Source organism: Thalassotalea sp. 1_MG-2023 (assembly GCF_030546745.1).
Lineage (GTDB): Bacteria > Pseudomonadota > Gammaproteobacteria > Enterobacterales > Alteromonadaceae > Thalassotalea_C.
Map to the genome: position 1 here is coordinate 228,593 of NZ_JAUOPD010000004.1, position 21,116 is coordinate 249,708.

Annotated in this window: 22 protein-coding genes; 14 read left to right on the forward strand and 8 right to left on the reverse strand. The window is 39.0% G+C overall.

Annotation, left to right across the window (positions count from 1 at the left end):
* The first annotated feature begins 12 nt into the window (after window positions 1–12).
* Both tyrA and Q4489_RS05090 read left to right on the forward strand, forming a co-directional pair.
* Window positions 13–1,152 (forward strand): bifunctional chorismate mutase/prephenate dehydrogenase, encoded by a 1,140-nt coding sequence (tyrA, locus tag Q4489_RS05085; protein ID WP_303477849.1) that lies wholly within the window; start codon window positions 13–15, stop codon window positions 1,150–1,152.
* Between the two features lie 6 nt (window positions 1,153–1,158).
* Window positions 1,159–1,638 (forward strand): thioredoxin family protein, encoded by a 480-nt coding sequence (locus Q4489_RS05090; RefSeq protein WP_303477851.1) that lies wholly within the window; start codon window positions 1,159–1,161, stop codon window positions 1,636–1,638.
* 18 nt (window positions 1,639–1,656) lie between these two features.
* Here the strand turns inward: Q4489_RS05090 and Q4489_RS05095 are convergent, their stop codons facing one another.
* The 6 genes from Q4489_RS05095 to Q4489_RS05120 all read right to left on the reverse strand — a co-directional run bounded on the left by Q4489_RS05095 (window position 1,657) and on the right by Q4489_RS05120 (window position 7,647).
* Window positions 1,657–1,833 (reverse strand): DUF3012 domain-containing protein, encoded by a 177-nt coding sequence (locus Q4489_RS05095; RefSeq protein WP_303477853.1) that lies wholly within the window; start codon window positions 1,831–1,833, stop codon window positions 1,657–1,659.
* A 44-nt stretch (window positions 1,834–1,877) separates the two neighbouring features.
* The gene (locus Q4489_RS05100) at window positions 1,878–2,474 is read right to left on the reverse strand and encodes a hypothetical protein (RefSeq protein WP_303477854.1); all 597 of its coding nucleotides are present in this window, start codon (window positions 2,472–2,474) and stop codon (window positions 1,878–1,880) included.
* A 24-nt stretch (window positions 2,475–2,498) separates the two neighbouring features.
* Window positions 2,499–3,230, reverse strand: coding sequence for a hypothetical protein (locus Q4489_RS05105; RefSeq protein ID WP_303477855.1), 732 nt, complete (start codon window positions 3,228–3,230; stop codon window positions 2,499–2,501).
* Window positions 3,231–3,445: 215 nt separating this feature from the next.
* Window positions 3,446–4,639, reverse strand: coding sequence for a chorismate mutase (locus Q4489_RS05110; protein ID WP_303477856.1), 1,194 nt, complete (start codon window positions 4,637–4,639; stop codon window positions 3,446–3,448).
* A gap of 258 nt (window positions 4,640–4,897) precedes the next feature.
* Window positions 4,898–5,284: an MAPEG family protein gene (locus Q4489_RS05115; protein WP_303477858.1), complete on the reverse strand. Its 387-nt coding sequence runs from the start codon at window positions 5,282–5,284 to the stop codon at window positions 4,898–4,900.
* 8 nt (window positions 5,285–5,292) lie between these two features.
* Window positions 5,293–7,647: a penicillin acylase family protein gene (locus Q4489_RS05120; RefSeq protein WP_303477859.1), complete on the reverse strand. Its 2,355-nt coding sequence runs from the start codon at window positions 7,645–7,647 to the stop codon at window positions 5,293–5,295.
* Window positions 7,648–8,120: 473 nt separating this feature from the next.
* Here Q4489_RS05120 and Q4489_RS05125 point away from each other — a divergent pair, with 473 nt between their 5' ends.
* The 11 genes from Q4489_RS05125 (at window position 8,121) to Q4489_RS05175 (ending at window position 18,189) form a co-directional block, all read left to right on the forward strand.
* Window positions 8,121–8,504, forward strand: coding sequence for a hypothetical protein (locus tag Q4489_RS05125; protein WP_303477860.1), 384 nt, complete (start codon window positions 8,121–8,123; stop codon window positions 8,502–8,504).
* Between the two features lie 136 nt (window positions 8,505–8,640).
* On the forward strand, window positions 8,641–9,891 hold the full coding sequence (locus Q4489_RS05130) for an aminotransferase class V-fold PLP-dependent enzyme (protein WP_303477861.1): 1,251 nt from the start codon (window positions 8,641–8,643) through the stop codon (window positions 9,889–9,891).
* A gap of 16 nt (window positions 9,892–9,907) precedes the next feature.
* Entirely contained in the window at window positions 9,908–10,396 is a 489-nt protein-coding gene (sufU, locus tag Q4489_RS05135) for a Fe-S cluster assembly sulfur transfer protein SufU (RefSeq protein WP_303477862.1), read from the forward strand.
* Between the two features lie 11 nt (window positions 10,397–10,407).
* Window positions 10,408–11,409: an XdhC family protein gene (locus tag Q4489_RS05140; protein WP_303477863.1), complete on the forward strand. Its 1,002-nt coding sequence runs from the start codon at window positions 10,408–10,410 to the stop codon at window positions 11,407–11,409.
* On the forward strand, window positions 11,391–12,017 hold the full coding sequence (locus tag Q4489_RS05145) for a nucleotidyltransferase family protein (protein ID WP_303477864.1): 627 nt from the start codon (window positions 11,391–11,393) through the stop codon (window positions 12,015–12,017). The genes Q4489_RS05140 and Q4489_RS05145 overlap by 19 nt, the downstream gene beginning before the upstream one ends.
* A gap of 36 nt (window positions 12,018–12,053) precedes the next feature.
* Complete coding sequence (locus tag Q4489_RS05150; RefSeq protein WP_303477865.1) at window positions 12,054–12,602, forward strand: DUF2058 domain-containing protein; 549 nt, start codon at window positions 12,054–12,056, stop codon at window positions 12,600–12,602.
* Between the two features lie 110 nt (window positions 12,603–12,712).
* Window positions 12,713–13,720, forward strand: a complete 1,008-nt coding sequence (gene msrP / locus Q4489_RS05155) for a protein-methionine-sulfoxide reductase catalytic subunit MsrP (RefSeq protein WP_303477866.1) — start codon at window positions 12,713–12,715, stop codon at window positions 13,718–13,720.
* Between the two features lie 9 nt (window positions 13,721–13,729).
* Window positions 13,730–14,311 carry a protein-methionine-sulfoxide reductase heme-binding subunit MsrQ gene (msrQ, locus tag Q4489_RS05160; protein ID WP_303477868.1) on the forward strand — a complete coding sequence of 194 codons (582 nt, stop codon included), beginning with the start codon at window positions 13,730–13,732 and terminating at the stop codon, window positions 14,309–14,311.
* Window positions 14,312–14,534: 223 nt separating this feature from the next.
* Window positions 14,535–15,917, forward strand: a complete 1,383-nt coding sequence (locus Q4489_RS05165) for an amidohydrolase (RefSeq protein WP_303477869.1) — start codon at window positions 14,535–14,537, stop codon at window positions 15,915–15,917.
* An 11-nt stretch (window positions 15,918–15,928) separates the two neighbouring features.
* Window positions 15,929–17,158, forward strand: a complete 1,230-nt coding sequence (locus Q4489_RS05170; protein ID WP_303477871.1) for an amidohydrolase family protein — start codon at window positions 15,929–15,931, stop codon at window positions 17,156–17,158.
* A 152-nt stretch (window positions 17,159–17,310) separates the two neighbouring features.
* Window positions 17,311–18,189 (forward strand): D-hexose-6-phosphate mutarotase, encoded by an 879-nt coding sequence (locus Q4489_RS05175; RefSeq protein ID WP_303477872.1) that lies wholly within the window; start codon window positions 17,311–17,313, stop codon window positions 18,187–18,189.
* Here Q4489_RS05175 and Q4489_RS05180 read toward each other — a convergent pair.
* Complete coding sequence (locus Q4489_RS05180; RefSeq protein WP_303477874.1) at window positions 18,182–19,603, reverse strand: GGDEF domain-containing protein; 1,422 nt, start codon at window positions 19,601–19,603, stop codon at window positions 18,182–18,184. The two genes, Q4489_RS05175 and Q4489_RS05180, sit on opposite strands and share 8 nt — an antisense overlap.
* A 22-nt stretch (window positions 19,604–19,625) precedes the next feature.
* Window positions 19,626–20,303: a DNA mismatch repair endonuclease MutH gene (gene mutH, locus Q4489_RS05185; RefSeq protein ID WP_303477890.1), complete on the reverse strand. Its 678-nt coding sequence runs from the start codon at window positions 20,301–20,303 to the stop codon at window positions 19,626–19,628.
* Window positions 20,304–20,459: 156 nt separating this feature from the next.
* On the opposite strand from mutH, the gene rppH reads away from it, so the two are divergent.
* Window positions 20,460–20,957, forward strand: a complete 498-nt coding sequence (gene rppH / locus Q4489_RS05190) for an RNA pyrophosphohydrolase (protein ID WP_303477891.1) — start codon at window positions 20,460–20,462, stop codon at window positions 20,955–20,957.
* Window positions 20,958–21,116: the final 159 nt, after the last annotated feature.

Below are 21,116 nucleotides of genomic sequence, written 5' to 3' on the forward strand. Positions count from 1 at the left end.
TAAAGTATATTTATGGATAAACCAGACATCACTGTTGAGCTTACGGCTTTACGAGACCAAATAGACGAAGTAGATAGCCAATTAGTTGAGCTTCTTGCTAAACGTCGTTCGATTACCAGTAAGGTTGGTCAGCTGAAAAGCCAAGTAGGTATGCCAATCTATGCACCTGATCGAGAAACGCAACTTTTGATCAAACGTCGAGAGCAAGCTGAACAAGCGGGCGTTTGTCCTGAGCTGATAGAGGATATTCTTCGTCGATTAATGCGAGATTCATACCGAAGCCAAGATGCCAGTGGTTATCGTTGTGTGAATTCTGATTGCAGAAAAGTTGTCGTGATTGGTGGCTCTGGACAACTTGGTGCAGTGTTTGTTGATCTGTTCACGCGTTCTCACTATACCGTTGAAATACTGGAGCATGATGACTGGCCTCGAAGCAAAGAGATACTTGCTGACGCTAGCTTAGTGATAGTTTCGGTGCCAATACGGTTAACCACTAACATTATTGGGCAGTTAACCCAACTGCCTGATGATTGTATTTTAGCGGACTTTACCAGTATTAAAGCATCACCATTGTTTGAGATGATGAAAGTGCATAACGGGCCTGTGGTTGGTTTACACCCCATGTTTGGGCCTGATGTTTCTGGTTTGATCAAACAAACCATTATTGCATGTGAAGGCCGAGCACCAGATAAATATCAATGGGTATTAGATCAATTTACGGTTTGGGGGGCTAAAATTCATGCTGTTAGTGCCCATAAACACGATGATGCGATGTCAATGGTACAAGTAATGAGACACTTTTCTACTATTGCTTATGGCTATCATTTAATGGCTGAAGGTGCTGAAATATCACAATTGGTAGAGATGAGTTCACCTATTTACCGGTTAGAGTTGATTATGGTAGGACGGTTGTTTGCACAAAATCCTATTTTATATACTGATATTATTTTTTCAAATCGTGAAAATGTTGCCATGATGAAGCGTTTTGCTTATCGCTTTCTTGAATTATTAGAAGATGTGGAGCTGGGCGATAAAACCGCCTTTGTCAGCATGTTTAATCAGGTTTCTGATTGGTTTGGTGATTATGCAGAAACCTTTTTACATGAAAGTAAAGCCATGCTATTAAAAGCAAACGAATTAAAAAAACATTGATATAACATGAAAAAACAATTTTTGAGCTGTTGTTTAAGTATTGGCTTGTTAGCAGGTTGTGCATTAAATGATGTAGAGCAAATGGCACAGGGTGACATATCACGCCAACAGTTATTGTCTTCTCAAGTGCAATTTTCTAATGGTTATCACCAATTTCATCTAAGTGAACAGGAAACGGCATTAGTACAGCAATGGCCGGATAGTACCCACTTTGACGTATATTTTGGCACATGGTGCCATGATAGTGAACGCGAAGTACCGAAGTTATTGAAAATAATAGATGCAAACAAAACCTTCTCTCATCAGCTGATTGCGCTAAATTATCAAAAAACAGAGCCTGAAGGACGAGCAAAAAAGACTAAGGTGATGTTTACACCTACGATAATTATTTCTGTTGATGATCAAGAGGTTGGCAGAATAATCGAACGCCCAAGAAAATCATTAGTGGATGATATAGATAAGATGATAAAAAAACACAACGCCTAGGCGTTGTGTTTTTTAATATTACTCTGCGTCGTCTGATTTAAACAAACAATGCTTGGTATAATCGGCAGCTTCGTTAGCTGTCCAATCTCCTTTGGGCTTTTCTTTCATCGCTTCACACCATGCTTTAGAACCCACTTCAGGGGCACAAGCAACTAGTAAAATTGAAGTGCATAATGCAGCAATCACTTTAGTCATTTAGTTTATTCCTTTTAATATCAATTGGTACCAATGAAAAATTTTTAAAATCTAAAAGCGATGCCAATAGTGACATTTGCTTCAAACCAAAGGTTATCTTCAAATTGTGCATGGCAGCTTTCAGCTTGGCAAAATACATTATCGTCTTCATCAACTAAGCTTGCATAACCTCTAAGCTCAGTAAAAAACGATAAATTATCTGAAAACTCGTAGCGAGTACCTAAAGCAAGTGTTGCTGAAGGATAGAGCTCATTGTTTTGTTCAGTTTCAAATGCTGCGCCACCTAAACCAAGAGATACGGTTGTTGTGTAATTTTCTTGTCTAAAAAGCGCAATGCCATTGAAGTGGCCATATAAAATGTCGAGTGATTGCTGGCTTTGATCATACTCACTAGTGAAGTCATGTTTAACATGGTTAAAAAGTACTTGTCCCATACCGGTTGGTGAATCAAACCAAGCGATACCTAAACCATAGTTGATACCGTCATCAATGGTAATCGTGTCGCCATTGTTGAAGCCGTTCAAGTCGGGCGCCCAAGATTGACCCACATGAGCGCTAAACTCCCACTCTGAAGCTTTAACTGAATTGTTCATCATTATTAAAGAAACAATGATTATCATCATTAAAATACTGTATTTCATTGCAGCAATCCCTCAGAAGAGTTGTTAATTAAATAACTCTGATAACTTCTCTTTGGCTTTTTCTTTAATTTTTTCTTTTGCTTTGTCTTTAAGCTTATCTTTTTGAACTTCTTTCGTATGACGCCAAATTTCAGACAATGCTTCTTTAATGATAACACTACCTAATTGACTCGCAGGTAAGCCTTGTTCGCCACCAATATTGGTCAAGGTAATATCTGGTAATGTTGCTTGATGTTCTTTATTACCTAATGCTGATAAGTCCATTGATAACGCAGTGCCGGCTAAAATAACCTTTTTAATCGCTATTTTGGGTTCAGCTTTAGTGCTTGGTGTTTCCTCTGCTTGTGATTTAGGTAAGTTTTTTCCGATGGTATCGATTAACTCTTTAATATTAGCATTTCCTGCCTTGGTGAACTCTACAAATGCCTCAGGCTTCTGAATAACAATAGCATCTAGTACGATAGGTTCTTCAATAAGGCTTTCAATATTAATATCAAGAGTAATTTCACCTAAAGTAAAAGCATTTGGATAGTTGTATTGGCTGGGATTAGGCAAATTTAACCCATAGATGCTGCCTGCACCTTTGGCTAATTGAATGTCGACTTGACTAACGGTCACATTTTGTTCAGTGACCTGATGCCCAACAGATTCAATTTGTGTTTTGACATATTCATTTAGTGAGCCTCCAGCAATAAACCATAATGCTCCGCCGCAAAGAAGTAGAATTACTACAATAATTGAAGAAATAACTTTCACTTAATCCATCCTGTTAGTTTCGTGATATGGTTTATCTTAGTATATCGGGAATTTTACTAAATGTTTGCACTTCTCTGAAATTTCTTCATAAATTTTTATGTATGAAGACTATGGAGTATTTATTGCGATATTTGTAGCAGGTTGAATAGTTGTTTTTATGTGACATGTTAACGTGAAATTTACACGCTAACATGTCACATAAACTACAAGAATACCTATGAACTGGTGTCTAGTGCACTGCTAGGTACACTGGTTGGATTAATATGTTCAATAGGGTAACAACCAAGTACTTTGATAAAGTTTGTAATTGAGGTTAACGATCTTATTGCCTCTTGCATGGTAATTTGCTTGAGGTTTGCTTCCACATCAATATAAAACATTTCTTCCCAAGGGCGACCTTGAATCGGCCTTGATTCTAGTTTACACATGTTGATGCCAGCATTTTTAAGGATCACTAAGCATTCTACTAGTGCGCCAGGTTTTTGTCCTGTGGCAAGAATAAAAGTGGTTTTTGCAGGAATTTGCTCGGCAACTTCTATTGGCTTTCTTGCTACTAAAATGAAACGACTATGGTTTTCTGATTGATTAGCGATTGCTTTTTCTAGTGCATGTAAATGGTACAGCTTTCCACCTTCTTCACTGCCTATAACGGCAACGGTTGGATCTTGTAATTCATCTGCTTTTGCCATTGCTTCTGCCGTACTTTCGCAATACTCAATGCGCATACCACTTTGCTTATCAAGAAAGTTACTACATTGTGCGAAAGGTTGGCCGTGAGCGTAAATTGTTTTGATATTGCTAAGGCTGGTATTTACGGCGGTAAGTAAACAATGTTCAATGGGCTGGGTAATTTCACCCACAATCGAAAGATTAGTATGTTGCAATAAGTCGTAAACTTGATTGATACCACCTGAACTTGTATTTTCTATTGGTAGCATGCCGTAATCTGCGTGACCTGATTCAACCTGTTGTAAAATTTCGTTAAAGCTTTGGCAGCCATGTTCGATAATTTTTTCTGCTCTTCTTGAAAAGTAACGGTGACTGGCTAAATAGCTATACGACCCTTTGTTACCTAAAAAGGCGACACTTACTGCGGGCATTTCAATGTTAGGGTTAGCGAGTGTTTGTAAATACGCTTGTTGATTCAATACTGAGTCTTCAATGATCGTTTGAAAAACGCTAGTCACATAATGAGCATCAAGACCATATTCACGACCTTGTTTAATTAGACGAACAAGTAAATCTTGCTCGCGTTGTTGATCGCGAACAGGTCTAATTTGATGTGCTTTGCTTTTAGCAACGTTTAACGTCAGTGAACGGCGCTTGGCAAATAACGCAAGTAGTTCTTGATCAAGTTGCGTTATTTGTTCTCTGATTTTATTAAGATCTAATTCTTCGCTTACGGACATAAGGGGTGTTTCCAACGTTACTGATATTAAAGATTCTTCTTGGCATAAAAAAACCTCCGCTTGGGAGGTTTATCGCTAATTCGGTACGACAACAACTCTCCCTAAAGCTGGGATCTAAAAAAGATAAAGATAAAAGAGAGAGTTATACCGTTCATCAGTTTACTTTAGCTAGCACGCCGATGTTTTTCAACAATTTATTTATACCTATTTGACATCAACCGTTTGCACTTTGCTATATGAGCTAGCTTTTGACGTGTATTACGGTAAACATTGCCAAACAATGCTTAACGCGCAAAGTAAACCAATTCCCCAAATAATACTACGCAACGTACTGATATTAGCCAAATAGAGTATATGATAAAACATGCGCGCAACAATATGTGCCACTGCAAGTTGTTGAATAAGCTCGCCAGTATGATTAGTCGCTATTGCTAAAATAACCGCAGGTGCAAAAATAATGACAGATTCAAAAGCATTTTGGTGAGCCGCTAATGCGCGAGCACCAAAGCCAGTTAATTTCGCTTGTTGGCTTCTAGGCGCTTTGTTGTTGTAACCTCCGAGTTTATGCATCGCAATTGCCACAGGTAATTTCGCAATAAACGGCAACAATAGGGCAATGAGTAAACAGCTGATGAGAATAGTCATTCTCGCTCCTAATAACTTAACAAGGTTAATGTGTATTTAGTTTTCCCCGGTAAAAATGGGGATGTCTTTCCGTCTAGCCAGTCTTGATGCCCTACTGAAAAATAAGGGCTCCAAGGGTGACTAGCTTGACTCGTGGGCATATGAAAAATGCCATGCTCTTCATAACCTGGTGATACCACCATACGTTGCGAAGCGCCAAAATTAGCACTTTGTACTCTTGGCATATAACTATCACCCGGCATAGGCGTTGCTGGCATTGATAGCCAATTCGATAGCAGTGGTAAGCCTTTCACTAACGGGTGCTGTATTGCGGTTGTATTTTGTTGTCCCCATGTTGCGTTAGTAAGGTCTTGATCTTTTGTTAATGTTTGAAAGGTTTGATCAAATGCCATGATAAATGTTTGTTGCCACTCTTCGTCTGGCAACCATAAGAAATTATTCGGCTGTTGGGTTACTAATTGCCATAGCGGTATTTCTAATTGATGTCGTATGGAGCGAATATGAAAAGCCTTATCAATGGTTTCCATGTTAGCTGCTAATTGGCTAAATACGCGATCACGTAGGGCTAAACGAAAATTTCTAACCAAACGATAGCTTACTGAGTCGACGCTTGCCGATAGGTCGGTTTCTGCGAGTAATAAGGTTTTTGCTTCTTGCCAATCAGGGTATTGCTCAATGATTTCGCTCGTTAATACTTGATCGATAATAAACTCATGCCAGCGATCTAAAAATAATGCTTTGTCATCAAGTGCAATATCAAGCAATGTTGTTTCATCGAAAGAGTTTTCTGCAAATAAGCGTTGTGAAATTTGTTTCGCACGTGCACCTAATGCATAACCACCGTTACCAAGTTTTTTTAACATCTCTGCGCCAACAACTCGGGCATTTGCAGTCCATAACCGTTGTGATTGAGGGTTATACATGCTTGGGTAATCTTCGGCTGGCAAATACCCACTCCAATGATACTCACCATTCGCCCAAGAGACAGGTGTTTCCCCGAAGGGCTTATTTCGTTTAGGGATCTTTCCTATTATTGTCCAACCAATGTTACCGCTTTTATCACCAACTACCATATTTTGTGCTGGAATGCCGGTACCTGCTGCAACGGCAAACGCTTGTTTCACCGTTGTTGCCGATTCTAATTTCAATAAGCCTAAATTCACCGCTGTCGTGTCGTGTGCGGTCCAACGATAAGCAAGTAATTGGCCTAAATGGTTTTTACCGATCACAGGCCCCCAAATTGTATCTTTAAGTTGTACTTCTTCTGAAGGTTGTTGCTTAATTGCAACCATTTGAGTGCTATTGGTAAAAGGTTTAAAGCCATCTGGTGTAAGGTATTCAGTGTTTTGCTCGTTGGTTTCTAATACGATTACATCACTAAAGTCGCCATAACTATTCGTGAACCCCCATGAAATATGACCGTTACTGCCTGAAACCATGGTGGGGGTACCAGGTAATGTAATGCCAGTTATATCGGTTGTAGCGTTATTGTTTTGATATACAAATCGGGCACGATACCAAGTATTGGGAATGCGTAATGCTAAATGCATGTCGTTAGCGACAATAGCACTACCTGTTTGAGATAAAGCACCTGAAACTGCCCAGTTATTTGAACCTGGTAATGCTTCGGTGTGCTTATCATTATTAAAAACATCAACAAAGGTTAATATTGAAGAGTTGGTATTCTTTGGTTGAGTTAATGCAGATGTTGCACTAGGCCAAGGTGTGTCTGGTATTGGTGCTGGTTGATATGAAGTACCGTCTAATGCAGCATCCCAAACGCTGCCTTTGGGGTTTAAAAATTGATATACCTTGTCATTAAGTAACGTATGCATTAATCCTAGAGTTCTTTCTCGGTTACCATCTTGATGTTGCAAATCTAAATACATAGAAAAGACAGCTAAAATACTGTCTTCTGGGCGCCATTCTACTGGTCGCTGTTGTAACAATAAATATTCAAAGGGGTAAGCTTTTAAACGTCGTAAGCCTTCATTTACACCGGTTGTGTAGGCATCAAGTATTACTTTTTCGTTTGGTGAAAGCTGTTTTACAATATCTTCTGCACGTTGTCGAAATCGATGAATGCGAACCGACTTGTCATAGTTCAGCGCAGTAACACCAAATAAACTAGATAACTCTCCAGCGGCGTTTCTTCGTAAAGTGTCCATTTGAAAGAAACGCTCTTGAGCGTGTAAAAAGCCAGTGGCAAGCGCTAAATCTTGCCTACTGTTTGCAGTAATGGTTGCAACACCGTTTTTGTCGCGATCTATGGTAACGCTATTCTCTAAGCCAAATAACGTTGTTTTCCCTTCAAGTTGCGGCAATGAACCATCTATTTGACTGTATAGCCATGTTGCGGCCATCGATATGACTAATAACAGTAGAAGTAAGCCAGCAGTAAGAGATTTTTTAACGCGATTCATCAGTAGGAAAATAATGGTAAATGTCTTATAAATTTAGAGTACCTGAAATGTGAGAAAGGAACAATGTACGATACATACTTCGCCTTTAACTGAACTAAGTTATTGGCGGCTAAGCGCAGAAATAAAACAGGTAAATGTAAACCAATAAATAACTAAACCTAGCGGTTAGATGATGTGGTTTTAGATTGTTGTAAAAACGAACAACTGTATTTGTAAAAAAAGTGTTAGCCGAAAGCCAAAAACAATGCAATAATCATAGATAGTGCAAGGACATGGCTTTTCGCCAATCGCAATTCTTTTTATCGGTCAGTTGTTCAATAGTTTATCAAACGAGATGTTTTTACTTGACCATGTTTGTTTATAGTGCAGCACACCTAGATTGGTGTGTGGGCGTATTTAAGTAGAGAATAATAATGTCACAAACACATTCACGTTATATCCAAGTTGGCGATTGGTATTTTGAAATCAAAGCCGTTCGTGCATTGAAAGTTGATGAGTATGGCGAACCATATCAAGCTATTGCAAATTGTAATATTAATGGCAATAAAATGTACATTGATGGTTTATTGAATAAAGATGATGATGAATTCTCAAAGCAAGACTTCAAAAGCTTTTATCAATTTGCTCAAAAAATTGGCTTAGATGAAATCTCATATCACCGCTTCCAAAATGGCGAATCGGTTCATAAAGAAATTCTTGTTGCTCCTGAAAAACGAGTAACGGCTTCAAAAACTGTCAAGAAAAAACCTCAAGAAGAGGTCAAGCCTGATGTTGTACCTATGCGTTTGGTCAAGTAATACCTTAACCATTTTCGTATAGCGTGAAGGTTGTTTCACAACTGAAACGCATGTCATTAATACTTACAAATAGCGAATTGCTATCTAAGCTCAGCGTTGGTAACGTTAAAATACGCTCATTAATGAATGAAAACTCATGTCTATCGTCAGTCCATGGAAGCACGACTTTCCAGTTTATCTATCACACGCTCACCCTAATCTTTGTTATTTAGATTCTGCTGCGACATGTTTAACCCCAAAACATGTTGCTGATGCTGTTTTTCATTATCAATGTTATGCCCATGCAAATAGTCATAAAGGCTTATACCAATTGAGTGCCAGTGTGACTGAAAGAGTTGAGCACGCTCGCGAGCAAGTGGCAAATTTTATTGGAGCACACAGTGGCGAGAACATCTCGTTTAATCATGGTACCACTGATGCTATTAATTTGGTGGCATATAGTTTTGTTGAACCATTGCTTATCGAAAAACAAGAGGGTGACCAAGCGAATATAGTGATCAGCGCCGCTGAGCATCATGCAAACTTACTTCCGTGGCAACGTTTAGCTCAACAGTATAATGTTGAATTGCGGATAGCACCGTTAAATAAAGATGGCACAATCAACCAAGCAAATTTATCAGCATTACTTGATAGCGACACAATATTTTTAGCGATTACACATTGTTCTAATGTACTTGGATTGATGAATCCAGTAGCTAATATATGTCGAATTGCTCGTAACAAAGGTATACCAACGTTAATTGATGGCGCACAAGCCATTTGTAAAGGAGCAGTTGATGTCAGTGAAATTGATTGTGACTTTTATGTATTCTCAGCCCATAAAATTTATGGCCCAACCGGTTGCGGCGTTTTGTACGCAAAAGGTAGCCTTTTTGATAGCATGCGCCCATATCAGCTGGGTGGAGGAGTAATTGAATCAGTAAATTATCAACAGAGTCGTTTTATTACTGGTCCGCTTAAATTTGAACCGGGCTCTCATAATGTTGCTGCAATTGTCGGCTTAATAGAGGCGATTGATTACATGACGGATATATCATGGCATGATGTTAATCAGTACATTGATAATTTAGCAAACTATATGCACTCAGAGCTTGAAAACTTGCCCTTTTACCAACCGCTAATAAAGCGTGGCGACTCCAATGAAAAAGAGAAAATTTCAACCTTAGTAAGCTTTCAAGTAAAAAAAGTGCATTGCCATGATATTGCAAGTTTACTTGATAATGATGGCATTGCTATTCGAGCAGGTCATCATTGTGCGCAACCGTTACATCAAACATTAGGGGTTAATGCAAGTATACGCGCGTCACTGGGCTTGTATAATGATGTTTCAGATATTGATAAATTAGTTGCTAGTTTAACAACAGCACATAAAATGATGTCACTTTAATGTTGGAGTTACGCACTTGGCTTTAACCAAAAAACAACATGTTGATCAAAAAGAATCTCGTCAACAGCACCAGTTGTATCAAACAGCTTTACTTGCGCATCACAAGCAACCTATTGGCTTTGAAGTAGCGATTAATGCAGACGCCTCACATGAGGGTGTTAACCCAGCTTGTGGTGATGAAATTACGGTAAGTTGTGAAATCAAGCACCAACATGAAGCCTCTGTAATTACCGCCATTGCTTTTCATGGTGACAGTTGTGCAATTTGTCGAGCTTCTGCTTCTATAATGTGTCAAGAAGTACAGGGTAAAACTTTAGTTGAGACTCAGGTAATGTCTCGGCAATTAACAGGGGCGTTATCGACAAATATCTCGATGATAGGAGAACTTGCAGAACAATTTTCACCACTTTTGATGATTCAACAATTTCCCGTTAGAAAACAATGTGCATTACTGCCTTGGAATACTTTAATGGAAACACTAAAATGTTTGCCAGACCAGCCTTAAAGGGTTAACACATGCAAGAAAACTGGCTACAAATTGCAGCCGACTTTTCATCTGAACAAAATTATGTACTGGCGACTATCGTAGCGACCAAGGGATCTACGTACCGGAAAACAGGCACAATGATGCTTATTTCCGAACAAGGTCAGTGTACGGGTTTGTTAAGTGGCGGCTGTTTAGAGGCTGATATAACCTTACACGCTCAAGAAGTGTTAACTAATGGTAAATCAAAACTACTCACTTATGATTTAAAAGCTGATGCCGACTTATTATGGGGTTTGGGTTTAGGGTGTGATGGCGCAATAGATATTTACCTTCAACCGTTAACCACATTGAATAGCCATCTTGAATTCGTACTGCTTCTTGATGCCGTACAGCAGGGAGAGTCAGGCTACTATTGCCAGCAAGTGACAGAAAACCTCGCTGGACAAGCTAAGTTTATTGTCGCGAACAGTGATATTGACAGAGAAAATTTTCAGCGCGAATTGCCGGAAGGTGATTGGTTGATCACTCCGGTTACACCCATTTTTTCGTTATTAATATGCGGCGCAGGTCCTGATGTAGTGCCGCTAGTAACTATGGTTGAACAATTGGGGTGGCGGGTAACTTTACAAGATCATCGAAAAGCTTATTTGGAACAACCCGCATTTTCGCATTGTTTTGCAAAACGTAAATTGCGGGCTGAGCAGGCGAGTGTTATAGATTATCAAGGTTTTGATGCTATTGTTGTCATGACACATAATTTAAATAACGATGGCGAAATACTTAAACACGCCTTAGCCGCTAATATTGGCTATATTGGTTTATTGGGCCCCGCAGGTCGGCGAGATAAGTTACTTAATGCTTTGTCGTTAACAGCATCTGATGTGCAACAACAAGTATTTGGTCCAATAGGTTTAAATATTGGAGGCAGAAGTCCACAAGCAATAGCCTTATCAATTTGTGCTGAAATTCAGCAATTTATAAGTCATCAACAACAATCGAACAAACTTAAATCATGGCGTATCCAACAATAGAAAGCACACTGGCTGTTGTTATCTTGGCCGCTGGCTGTTCATCGAGGCTAGGGCAGCCCAAGCAGTTAGTTGAAGTGCAAGGGTGTACTTTAATCGAAAGACAATGTGAGCTCGCGTTAACATTAACAGAAGATGTGTTCGTCGTTGTTGGTTATCATGCTGAAAAAGTCAAAAAAGTAATCAATCACTTACCCGTTAAAGTGATTACTAATATCAATTGGCAACAAGGAATGGGAAGTTCAATAGCAGCAGGGGTTAATGCGTTACCTTCAACGGTGAAGGGGGCAATGTTATTGCTGGTTGATCAATGGCAGTTAACAGCTGCAGATTTAGCGCTAACTAAACAAACATGGCATCAATCATCGAACAATATCATTTGTGCGCGCGGTAAAAGTGGTGCACTTTCGCCGCCAATTATTTTCCCCTGCGATTACTTTAAGCAACTTAAACATATACCACCAGATTCTGGCGCTAAGGCGATTGTAAATCAACATGGCGATAATGTGATTTCTGTATCATCAGAAGCAGCATTTGCTGATTTAGATACACCAGAGCACCTTCAACAATGTTTACGTTATTTTCAGACTATGAATTCTGATCTAGCTTGATAAAATAGCGAAAACTTAATTATTTTTGAGAACATCATGTCTTCATTACAAGATCAACTATTAAAAGCCGGCCTTGCCACCAAACAAAGTGCACGTAAAGCAAACACGGAAAGACGGAAAAAGAAAAAGCAGCAAAAAAGTGGACAGCAAGTTGAAGCTAGCTTACAAGAGAAAGTGCAGCAAGATTTAGCTAAGCAACAACAAGAAAAACAAATTAAAGATTCAGCATTAAATGCCCAACGTCAACAGGCATTAAAAGAAAAAGAAGATAAGCTTAGAATTGTACAAATTTTACAGCATCATCAAGTAACAGGTGTCGATGGTGAGAAAATTTATAACTATACCTTTAACAATAAAATTAAAAAAATGCATTTAGATAACACAAGTTATGATGCTTTAGTTAATGGTCGCCTAGCCTTGTGTGGTGTTGACGAAACTACGTATTTAGTGACTTCTGAAACCGCCGATAAAGTGGCCGCTTTAGCGCCTGATGTATTGTTGGTGCAAAACGATAAAGTTACCAATGATATTGATGAAGATGATCCATACGCTGAATATCAAATTCCAGATGATTTAATGTGGTAGCGAATAAATTCTACTAAAGTCAGGTCTTATAATATACGGATAAACTCAATGGTGAGTTTATCCGTACTGATGTATTTATATCAATTGGTATTATTGAGGCAAGACAGGTTATGAAAAAATCGATTGGCAGTGCTGTTAATCTTCCTGAATGTAGCGTTACAGATGAAAGCGTTTATTTAGCGCGTCGAACTATGCTAAAACAGCTTGGTTTCGTTGGTGCAACGGGTTTATTGGCAACTTCTTCTCAAGCATCACCGCTTGATTGGTTTTCAAGTAATAAAGATAAAACTCCCTTTAAAACTACTCCATTAACATTCAACAAAGGCTCACCTTTAGATGAAACGTTAACACCAGAAGCAAAAGTGACGTCTCATAATAACTTTTATGAATTTGGCACCAGTAAATCAGACCCGGTAGAAAATGCTCAACAACTACAGGTTAACCCTTGGCAACTTCGTATAGAAGGTGAATGCGAAAATCCGATAACTTTAGATTATGATCAGTTGTTATCAATGTTCACGTTGCAGGAACGTATTTATCGATTTCGTTGTGTCGAAGCATGGTCAATGGTGATCCCTTGGATTGGCTTTCCACTTGCGGACTTGTTGAAAAAAGTGCAACCAACATCAAAAGCGAAATTTGTTGCCTTTCAAACGTTATATGACCCTAAACAAATGCCTGGTCAAGCAAGTCGTCGTATAGGTGGTGGCATTGATTATCCTTACGTTGAAGGGTTGAGAATTGATGAAGCAGTTAATGATTTAACCTTATTGTCAGTGGGGCTTTATGGAAAAACATTACCACCGCAAAATGGTGCCCCGATTCGCTTAGTTGTGCCATGGAAATATGGCTTTAAAAGTATCAAATCAATTGTCAGTATTCGTTTAGTTGAAAAAATGCCGCCAACAACATGGAACATTTTGGCACCTAATGAATATGGCTTTTACGCTAATGTTAACCCTAACGTTGATCACCCTCGTTGGAGCCAGGCCAGTGAAAGGCGATTAACTAGCGGAGGTTTATTTGCCCGTAATCGCATTGATACTTTGCCTTTTAATGGCTATGGCGAGCAAGTTGCCGAATTATATCGAAATATGAACTTAACAAAGCACTTTTAAAAGGTAGTTATGAGAAGAGATACACTGACGTTAAAGGTGTTGATTCACGCGATAAGTTTAACATTATTAATCAATGTTTATTATATGGCGATCACAGATCAGCTTGGTGCAGATCCTGTTGAGTACGTATTACATTTTACCGGTATTGGTGCATTGAATTTACTAATACTAAGCTTAGCCGTTACGCCATTAACAAAGTACATTAAGAAGCCTTTTTTGATGCAAAACAGGCGACTAGTGGGGCTGTATGCTTTTTTATATGCGCTTTGCCATGTGCTTAGCTTTTGGGCATTCGAAATTCAATTTAATCTTGCACTATTTTTTGAAGAGATAATTGAACGTCCATACATCACAGTGGGTATGGTAGCGTTTATCATCCTAGTGTTATTAGCCATTACCTCATGGTCTGTGGTAAAAAAGCGTATGGGAAGACGTTGGCAAAAACTGCATAATTGGGTATATCTTGCTATTTTACTTGGAGGGATACATTTTTATTGGTCGGTGAAAGCTAGTGTTACTGAGCCGGTTATTTATGGCGTGATTATCACCCTTTTACTCTTTTTGAGAAAGCGTAAGTTCTTACATTCTTAGTGGCAAATAGCAATTGATAAGACAATCGCAATCAATTCACATTTCCTAACCATCTTATTTTGGTTACTTATCGTTAAAAATACACGCCTTGTCGCACTTTGTTACTATTGCAAACAAATGGGCTTGTCGAAAACATTTCTACGTAATAATGTTATAGCGATAAAAAATAACGATAAAATTTACCAATGTTAGTTAATAACATTTTTTTGTTCAGGAACCTCACATGCAAAAATTTATACCTTCGGTATTAGTTGCTGCTATTTCAGTGTCTTTGACGGCTTGTATTCAGTCAGAAAAACAAGATGAAAAAGTAGAGATTAATAAAAACCCATATCCGAGCACTTATCAAGTGCTTCCTCAGCAAACAACCATTATTCGCAACGCTACCGTATTAACAGGTACTGGGGAACGTTTAGATAATGCAGATGTACTCATGCTTGATGGTAAAATTAGTAAAGTAGGGGCTTCGCTTTCTGCAGAAGGTGCTGTCATTATTGATGCAGAGGGTAAGTGGGTAACGCCTGGTGTAATTGATGTACACTCGCACTTGGGCGTATATCCAAGCCCGTCTGCTGAATCACATTCAGATGGTAATGAAGCAACACAACCAAATACTTCTGAAGTATGGGCAGAGCATAGTGTATGGCCACAAGATCCTGGCTTTAATAGAGCGCGTGCAGGTGGTATTACGACCTTACAAATTTTACCCGGTTCGGCAAATTTATTTGGTGGGCGAGGGGTTACCTTACGTAATGTACCTAGTCAAACCATGCAAGGTATGAAGTTTCCAGATGCACCTTATGGGTTAAAGATGGCATGTGGTGAAAACCCTAAACGTGTTTATGGCACCAAAAAAGTATCTCCTGCGACGCGTATGGGGAACATGGCTGGTTACCGTATGGCTTGGGCTGAAGCTGCTGAATATAAACGCGCTTGGGATAAATATGAAACGGATTATGCTGATGGTAAAAACCCAGAAGCACCAGCAAGGGATATTGAGCTTGATACTTTAAAAGGCGTGCTTGATGGCGAAATAAAAATTCATAACCATTGCTATAAAGCAGAAGAAATGGCGATGATGATCGACTTATCTAAAGAGTTTGGTTATCACGCAGGTACTTTCCATCATGCTATTGAAGCCTATAAAATTGCTGATCAATTAGCTGAAAATGGCAACTGTGCGGCAATGTGGCCTGATTGGTGGGGCTTTAAAATGGAAGCCTATGATATGATCCAAGAGAATGTTGCTGTTGTTGATAGTAAAGCAAATTCATGTGCAATAGTGCATTCAGATTCATCGACTACCATTCAACGCTTAAACCAAGAAGCGGGTAAAGTGATGTACCGTGCCAACGAAAATGGTTTTACGATAAAAGCAAAAGATGCGATCACTTGGATCACAGCAAATGCTGCAAAATCACTTGGTATTGAAGACAAAACAGGCACGTTAGAATCAGGAAAAAACGCAGATGTTGTTATATGGAACAGCAACCCGTTTAGTGTCTACGCGCAAGCAGAGCAAGTATTTATCGACGGCGCTAAAGTATACGATCGATTTGATGAAAAATATCAAGCCGTTAGTGATTTTTCATTAGGGCAGCAGTAAGGAGAATGACCATGAAATTATTTAAAGCTTCGTTATTAACGTTAGCACTTACTAGCGCTACTTCAGTATATGCAGAGAGCATTGCTGTAACTAATGCAACGATTCACACCATGACAGAACAAGGAGTGTTAACTAACGCTACTGTTGTTTTTGATGAAGGCGTGATCACTGCGATTAATCCTGAAACTGTTAATGCTGATACCTCTATAGATGCCGGCGGTAAAACACTGACACCAGGGTTTATTGGTTCAATGAATCAGCTTGGTTTAGTCGAAGTCTCGGCGGTGTCTAGTACGCGTGATTCTAGTGAGAAAAAAGCAAACATAACGTTTGACGCTAGTGCGGCATTTAACCCGAAATCTACGGTTATTCCTTATACGCGAAAAGGTGGAATAACAACAAATATCTCGGTACCTCGTGGTGGCGATGATATGTTTAAAGGCCAAGCATTCCTCGCTGATTTGTCAGGAGAGTTCGATAGTATTCGTACGACAGATGTTGCTGTTATTGTTGATTTAGGTGCAAAGCGAAAGGGCTCTCGCGCTATGGAGATTCAAAAGCTTCGTCATAAGCTACAAGATGCCCAAGAAGCATTATCTAAAGCGAAAAAGGATAAAAAAGACGCGAAAAAGCCAAAACGTGCCGACCAAGCAATTAATGCGTTATTAGCCGGTGAAAAACCGATGATCGCCTATGTTGATCGTGCAACAGATATTCTTGCTTTACTCGCGCTCAAAAAAGAGTTTTCACTCGATTTAGTGATTGCGGGTGCTGGTGATGCCGTTAGTGTTGCTGATGAAATTGCGCAAGCAGAAGTGCCGGTTATTATGGGCGCAATTAACAACTTGCCTAGCTTTGATGCATTACACCGTACCTTAGCAAGTGCAAGTACCTTGTTTGACGCGGGTGTTAATGTTGCTTACTCGGTCAGTGGCGATACACATAATCTATACATGCTTCGTTTTGATGCGGGAATATCTGTCGCAAATGGAGTATCAAAAGAAAATGCGTTAAAAGCAGTAACAGCTAACGTTGCAGATGCGTTTAACATTGATGCTGGTCGTATAGCGGTTGGGAAAAAAGCAGATTTAGTATTATGGAGCGGTGACCCGTTTGAATTAAGCACGCGTGTTGAACAAATGTGGATTGATGGTGTTGAAACATCTACGTTAAGCCGTCAAGATGCGTTACGTGATCGATACACGGCTGAAACGGATATGCCTAGAGCATACGTGAAGTAATTAGTGTTAATACGTGTGCTAACTGCCACGTAATGTATTGTTAAGGCCAGACAAATTTGTCTGGCCTTTTTGTATGCACTGAATACTTTTATGCTTTCATCCATTCTATGCTTTGATACACTTAACCTTTAATACTTAATTAGGTATATCTTGTGAGCCTTACGCTTTTAAAATCAACCGACTACGCAAGCATTAGCCAACAACAACTTGCTAACGAACACGCAATATTACTGATTGAACATCCTTTGTGTCAGGCAAAAGTCAGTGTTTATGGTGGCCATGTACTTAGTTGGCAGCCAACTAATCAACGTCCCGTTCTTTGGTTAAGTGATAAAGCTGAATATCAAGCAGGAAAAGCAATTAGAGGAGGTATTCCTATTTGCTGGCCATGGTTCGGCCCCCTGATAGATGAACATGGCAATAATCTAGGAAATCATGGCTTTGCACGAACCAGTGATTGGCAAGTAAGCTCTTGTGCGATTACACCAGAAGCTATTACGCTAGTATTAAGTATTAAAGGAGAAAATAGACATTCAGCGTGGCAACACTCTTTTGAAGTTGAACAAACCTTAATTTTTTCAAAAGATTTATATCAGCAATTGTCTATCAAAAATACCGGAGAGTCGTCGTTACAATTTGGCCATGCCTTACATAGCTATTTTGCTGTTAGCGATCCTAAAAATGTGCAACTTCCTCAGCTTCAAGGTGTACATTTTGATGATAAAATTACTGGCAAGAAACGACAAATAGACGAGCTAGTGAATTGTGTGGGACCACTTGATCGTATTTATTATGATAATACTGAGCAGTTGATCAAAGACGCCGACTGGCAACGTACAATAAAAGTAACCAGTAATCATTGCCAGCAATGGGTTGTTTGGAACCCAGGTAAAGACATAGCAGCGACTATGGCAGATGTACATCAAGGTGGTGAAACTGAATATGTCTGCCTCGAGGCAGCAAACACGCAGTGGGTGTCAATTGAGGCTGGCGATTCTACGGCGGTAAGCCAACAGATAGAAGTTATTTAACGTATTCAGTGCGATTACGACCTTTAGATTTCGCTTGATAAAGCGCGGTATCAGCTAGCTGAATTAAATTATCTAGTGATTGATTACCACTGTTTTTATGGCAAAGGCCAAAACTTATTGTGATGTTAAATGATTGACTCATGCTCGAATGACTAAAAGCGTTATTGGCAATGCTTTCGCGCATGCGTTCAATAATTTCAATAGCTTGTTCTGATGAGATGTCGGGGAGGATCATAACAAATTCTTCGCCTCCCCAGCGACCACAGATATCTTCATTTCGTAAACAAGCTTCAAGTTTGCGGGCAACTTCTTGTAAAGCAGCATCGCCAACGACGTGACCATATTGATCATTTATTTCTTTGAAATGGTCAATATCGGCGATCACAACACAAATATTATCGTGCTCGCAAGATAACTCTTCGTATTTCCAAGTTAAGTAACTTCGATTAGGAAGCTTAGTGAGAAAGTCTGTTTCTGAACTCTCAACTAATCTTTTTTTGAAATAATCAACAACGCCAATGAAGATTGAATATAACACGATAATAATCAGTAGAAATATACCGATTCTCGTCAAAAATAATGCCCAGTATTCTTGTTGTTCAGAAGCGGGTGGAGAAATAATAAACATACGCCAATTCAAAGCAGGTAAAGGCATTTGAGAAATTACTCTGTTACCATCAGAGTATGCAATAATTGAATTAGCAAGCTGTTTTCCACCGTTTTTTATCATCTGTTGATACCAGTCAAGATCGTTAACATGAATGATTTCATCTTGACGGTGGTGGCTTTCAGTTTTCATTAAATGATTAGATGATAGTGTCACTTCATTTTGTTCGTTTACAAAAATTAATTCAAAGCCAAAGCGCTCTCTATATTCAGAAAACGCTTCAGCAAAATGGTCGAGATCTATCGCAACACCGGCAAAACCAAGAAACTCGTCACGAGTATTAAACAACTTAATATCAAAAAATAGGTGGGGATCTTCAGCTTTACCTATGTCAGCAAACTGTGTGTATTCTTGTGCTTTTAAACGGTGATACCACTCTGCTTTATTGTTTGATAAAGAAAGTATTTCGCCGTTAGAGTCAATATCGATATCATGCTTTTCAAGTGCAAGAAAAGTAACAACATTATGCCTTATAGACATAGTGCGTAAATAAGTCAGTAAACGGTTTTTACTCACTTGTTCTTGATCAATTAACTCAATCAATAATGGATCATTTGCGATAAAAAAAGCGGTGTTTAGTGGTCGAATAATTTCAGTGTTAACGATTGAAAATAAAGGGATAATTGATTGATATTGGTTTTTGTTATAGCTGTTTATCACCTCTTTAAAAGTGAAATAAGATGTGAGTAATAAAGTGATAATTGTAAATAAGAACAGTGCAGACAAGTATCTTTCAAATTTGCGCATAAACTTCATGGCGATGATTAACTCATATTACACGTAAATGTTGATTAATTAAGTATTGAGTAAATGCGGTTTTCAAATAAAAGCCTCTAGGTAAAGTCATAAATGGTTTTCCTTCGTAGTCATATGCTTTTGTTTTCGCGCTACTATTGGCTGCTTTTGGCCTTAATTGTAACACTTGTCCATGTTTACCATTAATTTTTTCGACTTCGCCTAACACTATCATATCGGTGAGTTCTTGCCAGTCTTGTGCCATTAACTGTTCTTCGTAATCACTTGGACGCCATAAAAAAGCTGTGCATACAATACGTTCAGCCACAGGAATTTCTCGCTCAGCAATAACAGGAACCCACAACACTTTCGTTAGTTTATGCTTTAAATGACTATTTTGCCATGTATTACCAACTAAACCTGTGAGTGGAGCAACGCAAACAAAGGTAGTTTCTAAAGGTTTTGCTTGTTGATTGATAGGAATAGATTTTAGTTCAATGCCTAATTCAGTAAAGTCGGGTTCAGGTTTTGAACCCGCACTAGCGCCTAATGCATGTTCTAATAGTAAACCGACCCACCCTTTTTCTTTATTCAAATTTGAAGGGACTGCAATACCATATTGTTGAGCAATCTCACCTAATGATAACCCTGCAATACGTTGGGCTCGTGCTAGCAATTCTGCTTCAGTTTTCGGGGGATTAGGTTTTTGCATGGTCATAAGTGTTATTTATTTGTTTATTATTATCTGAAAGTGCAGCAATTGCCGCAAGACATATCTGGAAATTTAACATTCGTCGATTTTTCTATTTGCTCATCGAACTTTATTGTGGAAGAATCAGTTTATAGTGAAATTTTTCTAGGAAGTCCTGTGATAGATGCCGAAGGCTATCGAGCCAATGTCGGCATAGTTATAATTAATGACAGGGGACAAGTTTTTTGGGCACGACGTTTTGGTCAGCATTCATGGCAATTTCCTCAGGGAGGAGTTGATGAAGGCGAAACACCAGAACAAACCATGTATCGTGAGTTATATGAAGAAGTCGGTTTAAAGCCAGAACACGTTAAGTTGATGGCTACGACAAAACATTGGTTGCGTTATAAGTTACCCAAACGCTTGATCCGACATGAAAGTAAACCTGTTTGTATAGGTCAAAAACAGAAGTGGTTTTTACTCAAACTAACTGCGAAAGAATCTGCGGTTGCGTTAGAGCACTCAAATCACCCTGAGTTTGATGATTGGCGTTGGGTAAGTTATTGGTACCCAGTAAGGCAAGTAGTTGCATTTAAACGAGATGTTTATCGTAAAGTGATGAAAGAGTTCTCTAACACAACGTTTGCAATTCCTCGCCGAAAGCGTCGAAATTAGTTATAACTATGTATGAATTGAAATAGCTCACTTTTGATCCAGTGGGCTATTTTTCTTTTTAGGGGTATTATTTGTTCGTATATTTTGTCGGTGGCGTTAATGGCTGATTGGAATAATACCCAGCAATGCCCATTCATAACCGTAGGAGTATAAGAGTTT

What these genes read in the sequence shown, in the direction of transcription:
- tyrA (WP_303477849.1), top strand. Translation starts at nt 13, where the DNA reads ATGGATAAACCAGACATCACTGTTGAGCTTACGGCTTTACGAGACCAA.
- Q4489_RS05090 (WP_303477851.1), top strand. Translation starts at nt 1,159, where the DNA reads ATGAAAAAACAATTTTTGAGCTGTTGTTTAAGTATTGGCTTGTTAGCA.
- Q4489_RS05095 (WP_303477853.1), bottom strand. Translation starts at nt 1,833, where the DNA reads ATGACTAAAGTGATTGCTGCATTATGCACTTCAATTTTACTAGTTGCT.
- Q4489_RS05100 (WP_303477854.1), bottom strand. Translation starts at nt 2,474, where the DNA reads ATGAAATACAGTATTTTAATGATGATAATCATTGTTTCTTTAATAATG.
- Q4489_RS05110 (WP_303477856.1), bottom strand. Translation starts at nt 4,639, where the DNA reads ATGTCCGTAAGCGAAGAATTAGATCTTAATAAAATCAGAGAACAAATA.
- Q4489_RS05115 (WP_303477858.1), bottom strand. Translation starts at nt 5,284, where the DNA reads ATGACTATTCTCATCAGCTGTTTACTCATTGCCCTATTGTTGCCGTTT.
- Q4489_RS05120 (WP_303477859.1), bottom strand. Translation starts at nt 7,647, where the DNA reads ATGGCCGCAACATGGCTATACAGTCAAATAGATGGTTCATTGCCGCAA.
- Q4489_RS05125 (WP_303477860.1), top strand. Translation starts at nt 8,121, where the DNA reads ATGTCACAAACACATTCACGTTATATCCAAGTTGGCGATTGGTATTTT.
- Q4489_RS05130 (WP_303477861.1), top strand. Translation starts at nt 8,641, where the DNA reads ATGTCTATCGTCAGTCCATGGAAGCACGACTTTCCAGTTTATCTATCA.
- Q4489_RS05140 (WP_303477863.1), top strand. Translation starts at nt 10,408, where the DNA reads ATGCAAGAAAACTGGCTACAAATTGCAGCCGACTTTTCATCTGAACAA.
- Q4489_RS05145 (WP_303477864.1), top strand. Translation starts at nt 11,391, where the DNA reads ATGGCGTATCCAACAATAGAAAGCACACTGGCTGTTGTTATCTTGGCC.
- Q4489_RS05150 (WP_303477865.1), top strand. Translation starts at nt 12,054, where the DNA reads ATGTCTTCATTACAAGATCAACTATTAAAAGCCGGCCTTGCCACCAAA.
- msrP (WP_303477866.1), top strand. Translation starts at nt 12,713, where the DNA reads ATGAAAAAATCGATTGGCAGTGCTGTTAATCTTCCTGAATGTAGCGTT.
- msrQ (WP_303477868.1), top strand. Translation starts at nt 13,730, where the DNA reads ATGAGAAGAGATACACTGACGTTAAAGGTGTTGATTCACGCGATAAGT.
- Q4489_RS05165 (WP_303477869.1), top strand. Translation starts at nt 14,535, where the DNA reads ATGCAAAAATTTATACCTTCGGTATTAGTTGCTGCTATTTCAGTGTCT.
- Q4489_RS05170 (WP_303477871.1), top strand. Translation starts at nt 15,929, where the DNA reads ATGAAATTATTTAAAGCTTCGTTATTAACGTTAGCACTTACTAGCGCT.
- Q4489_RS05180 (WP_303477874.1), bottom strand. Translation starts at nt 19,603, where the DNA reads ATGCGCAAATTTGAAAGATACTTGTCTGCACTGTTCTTATTTACAATT.
- mutH (WP_303477890.1), bottom strand. Translation starts at nt 20,303, where the DNA reads ATGCAAAAACCTAATCCCCCGAAAACTGAAGCAGAATTGCTAGCACGA.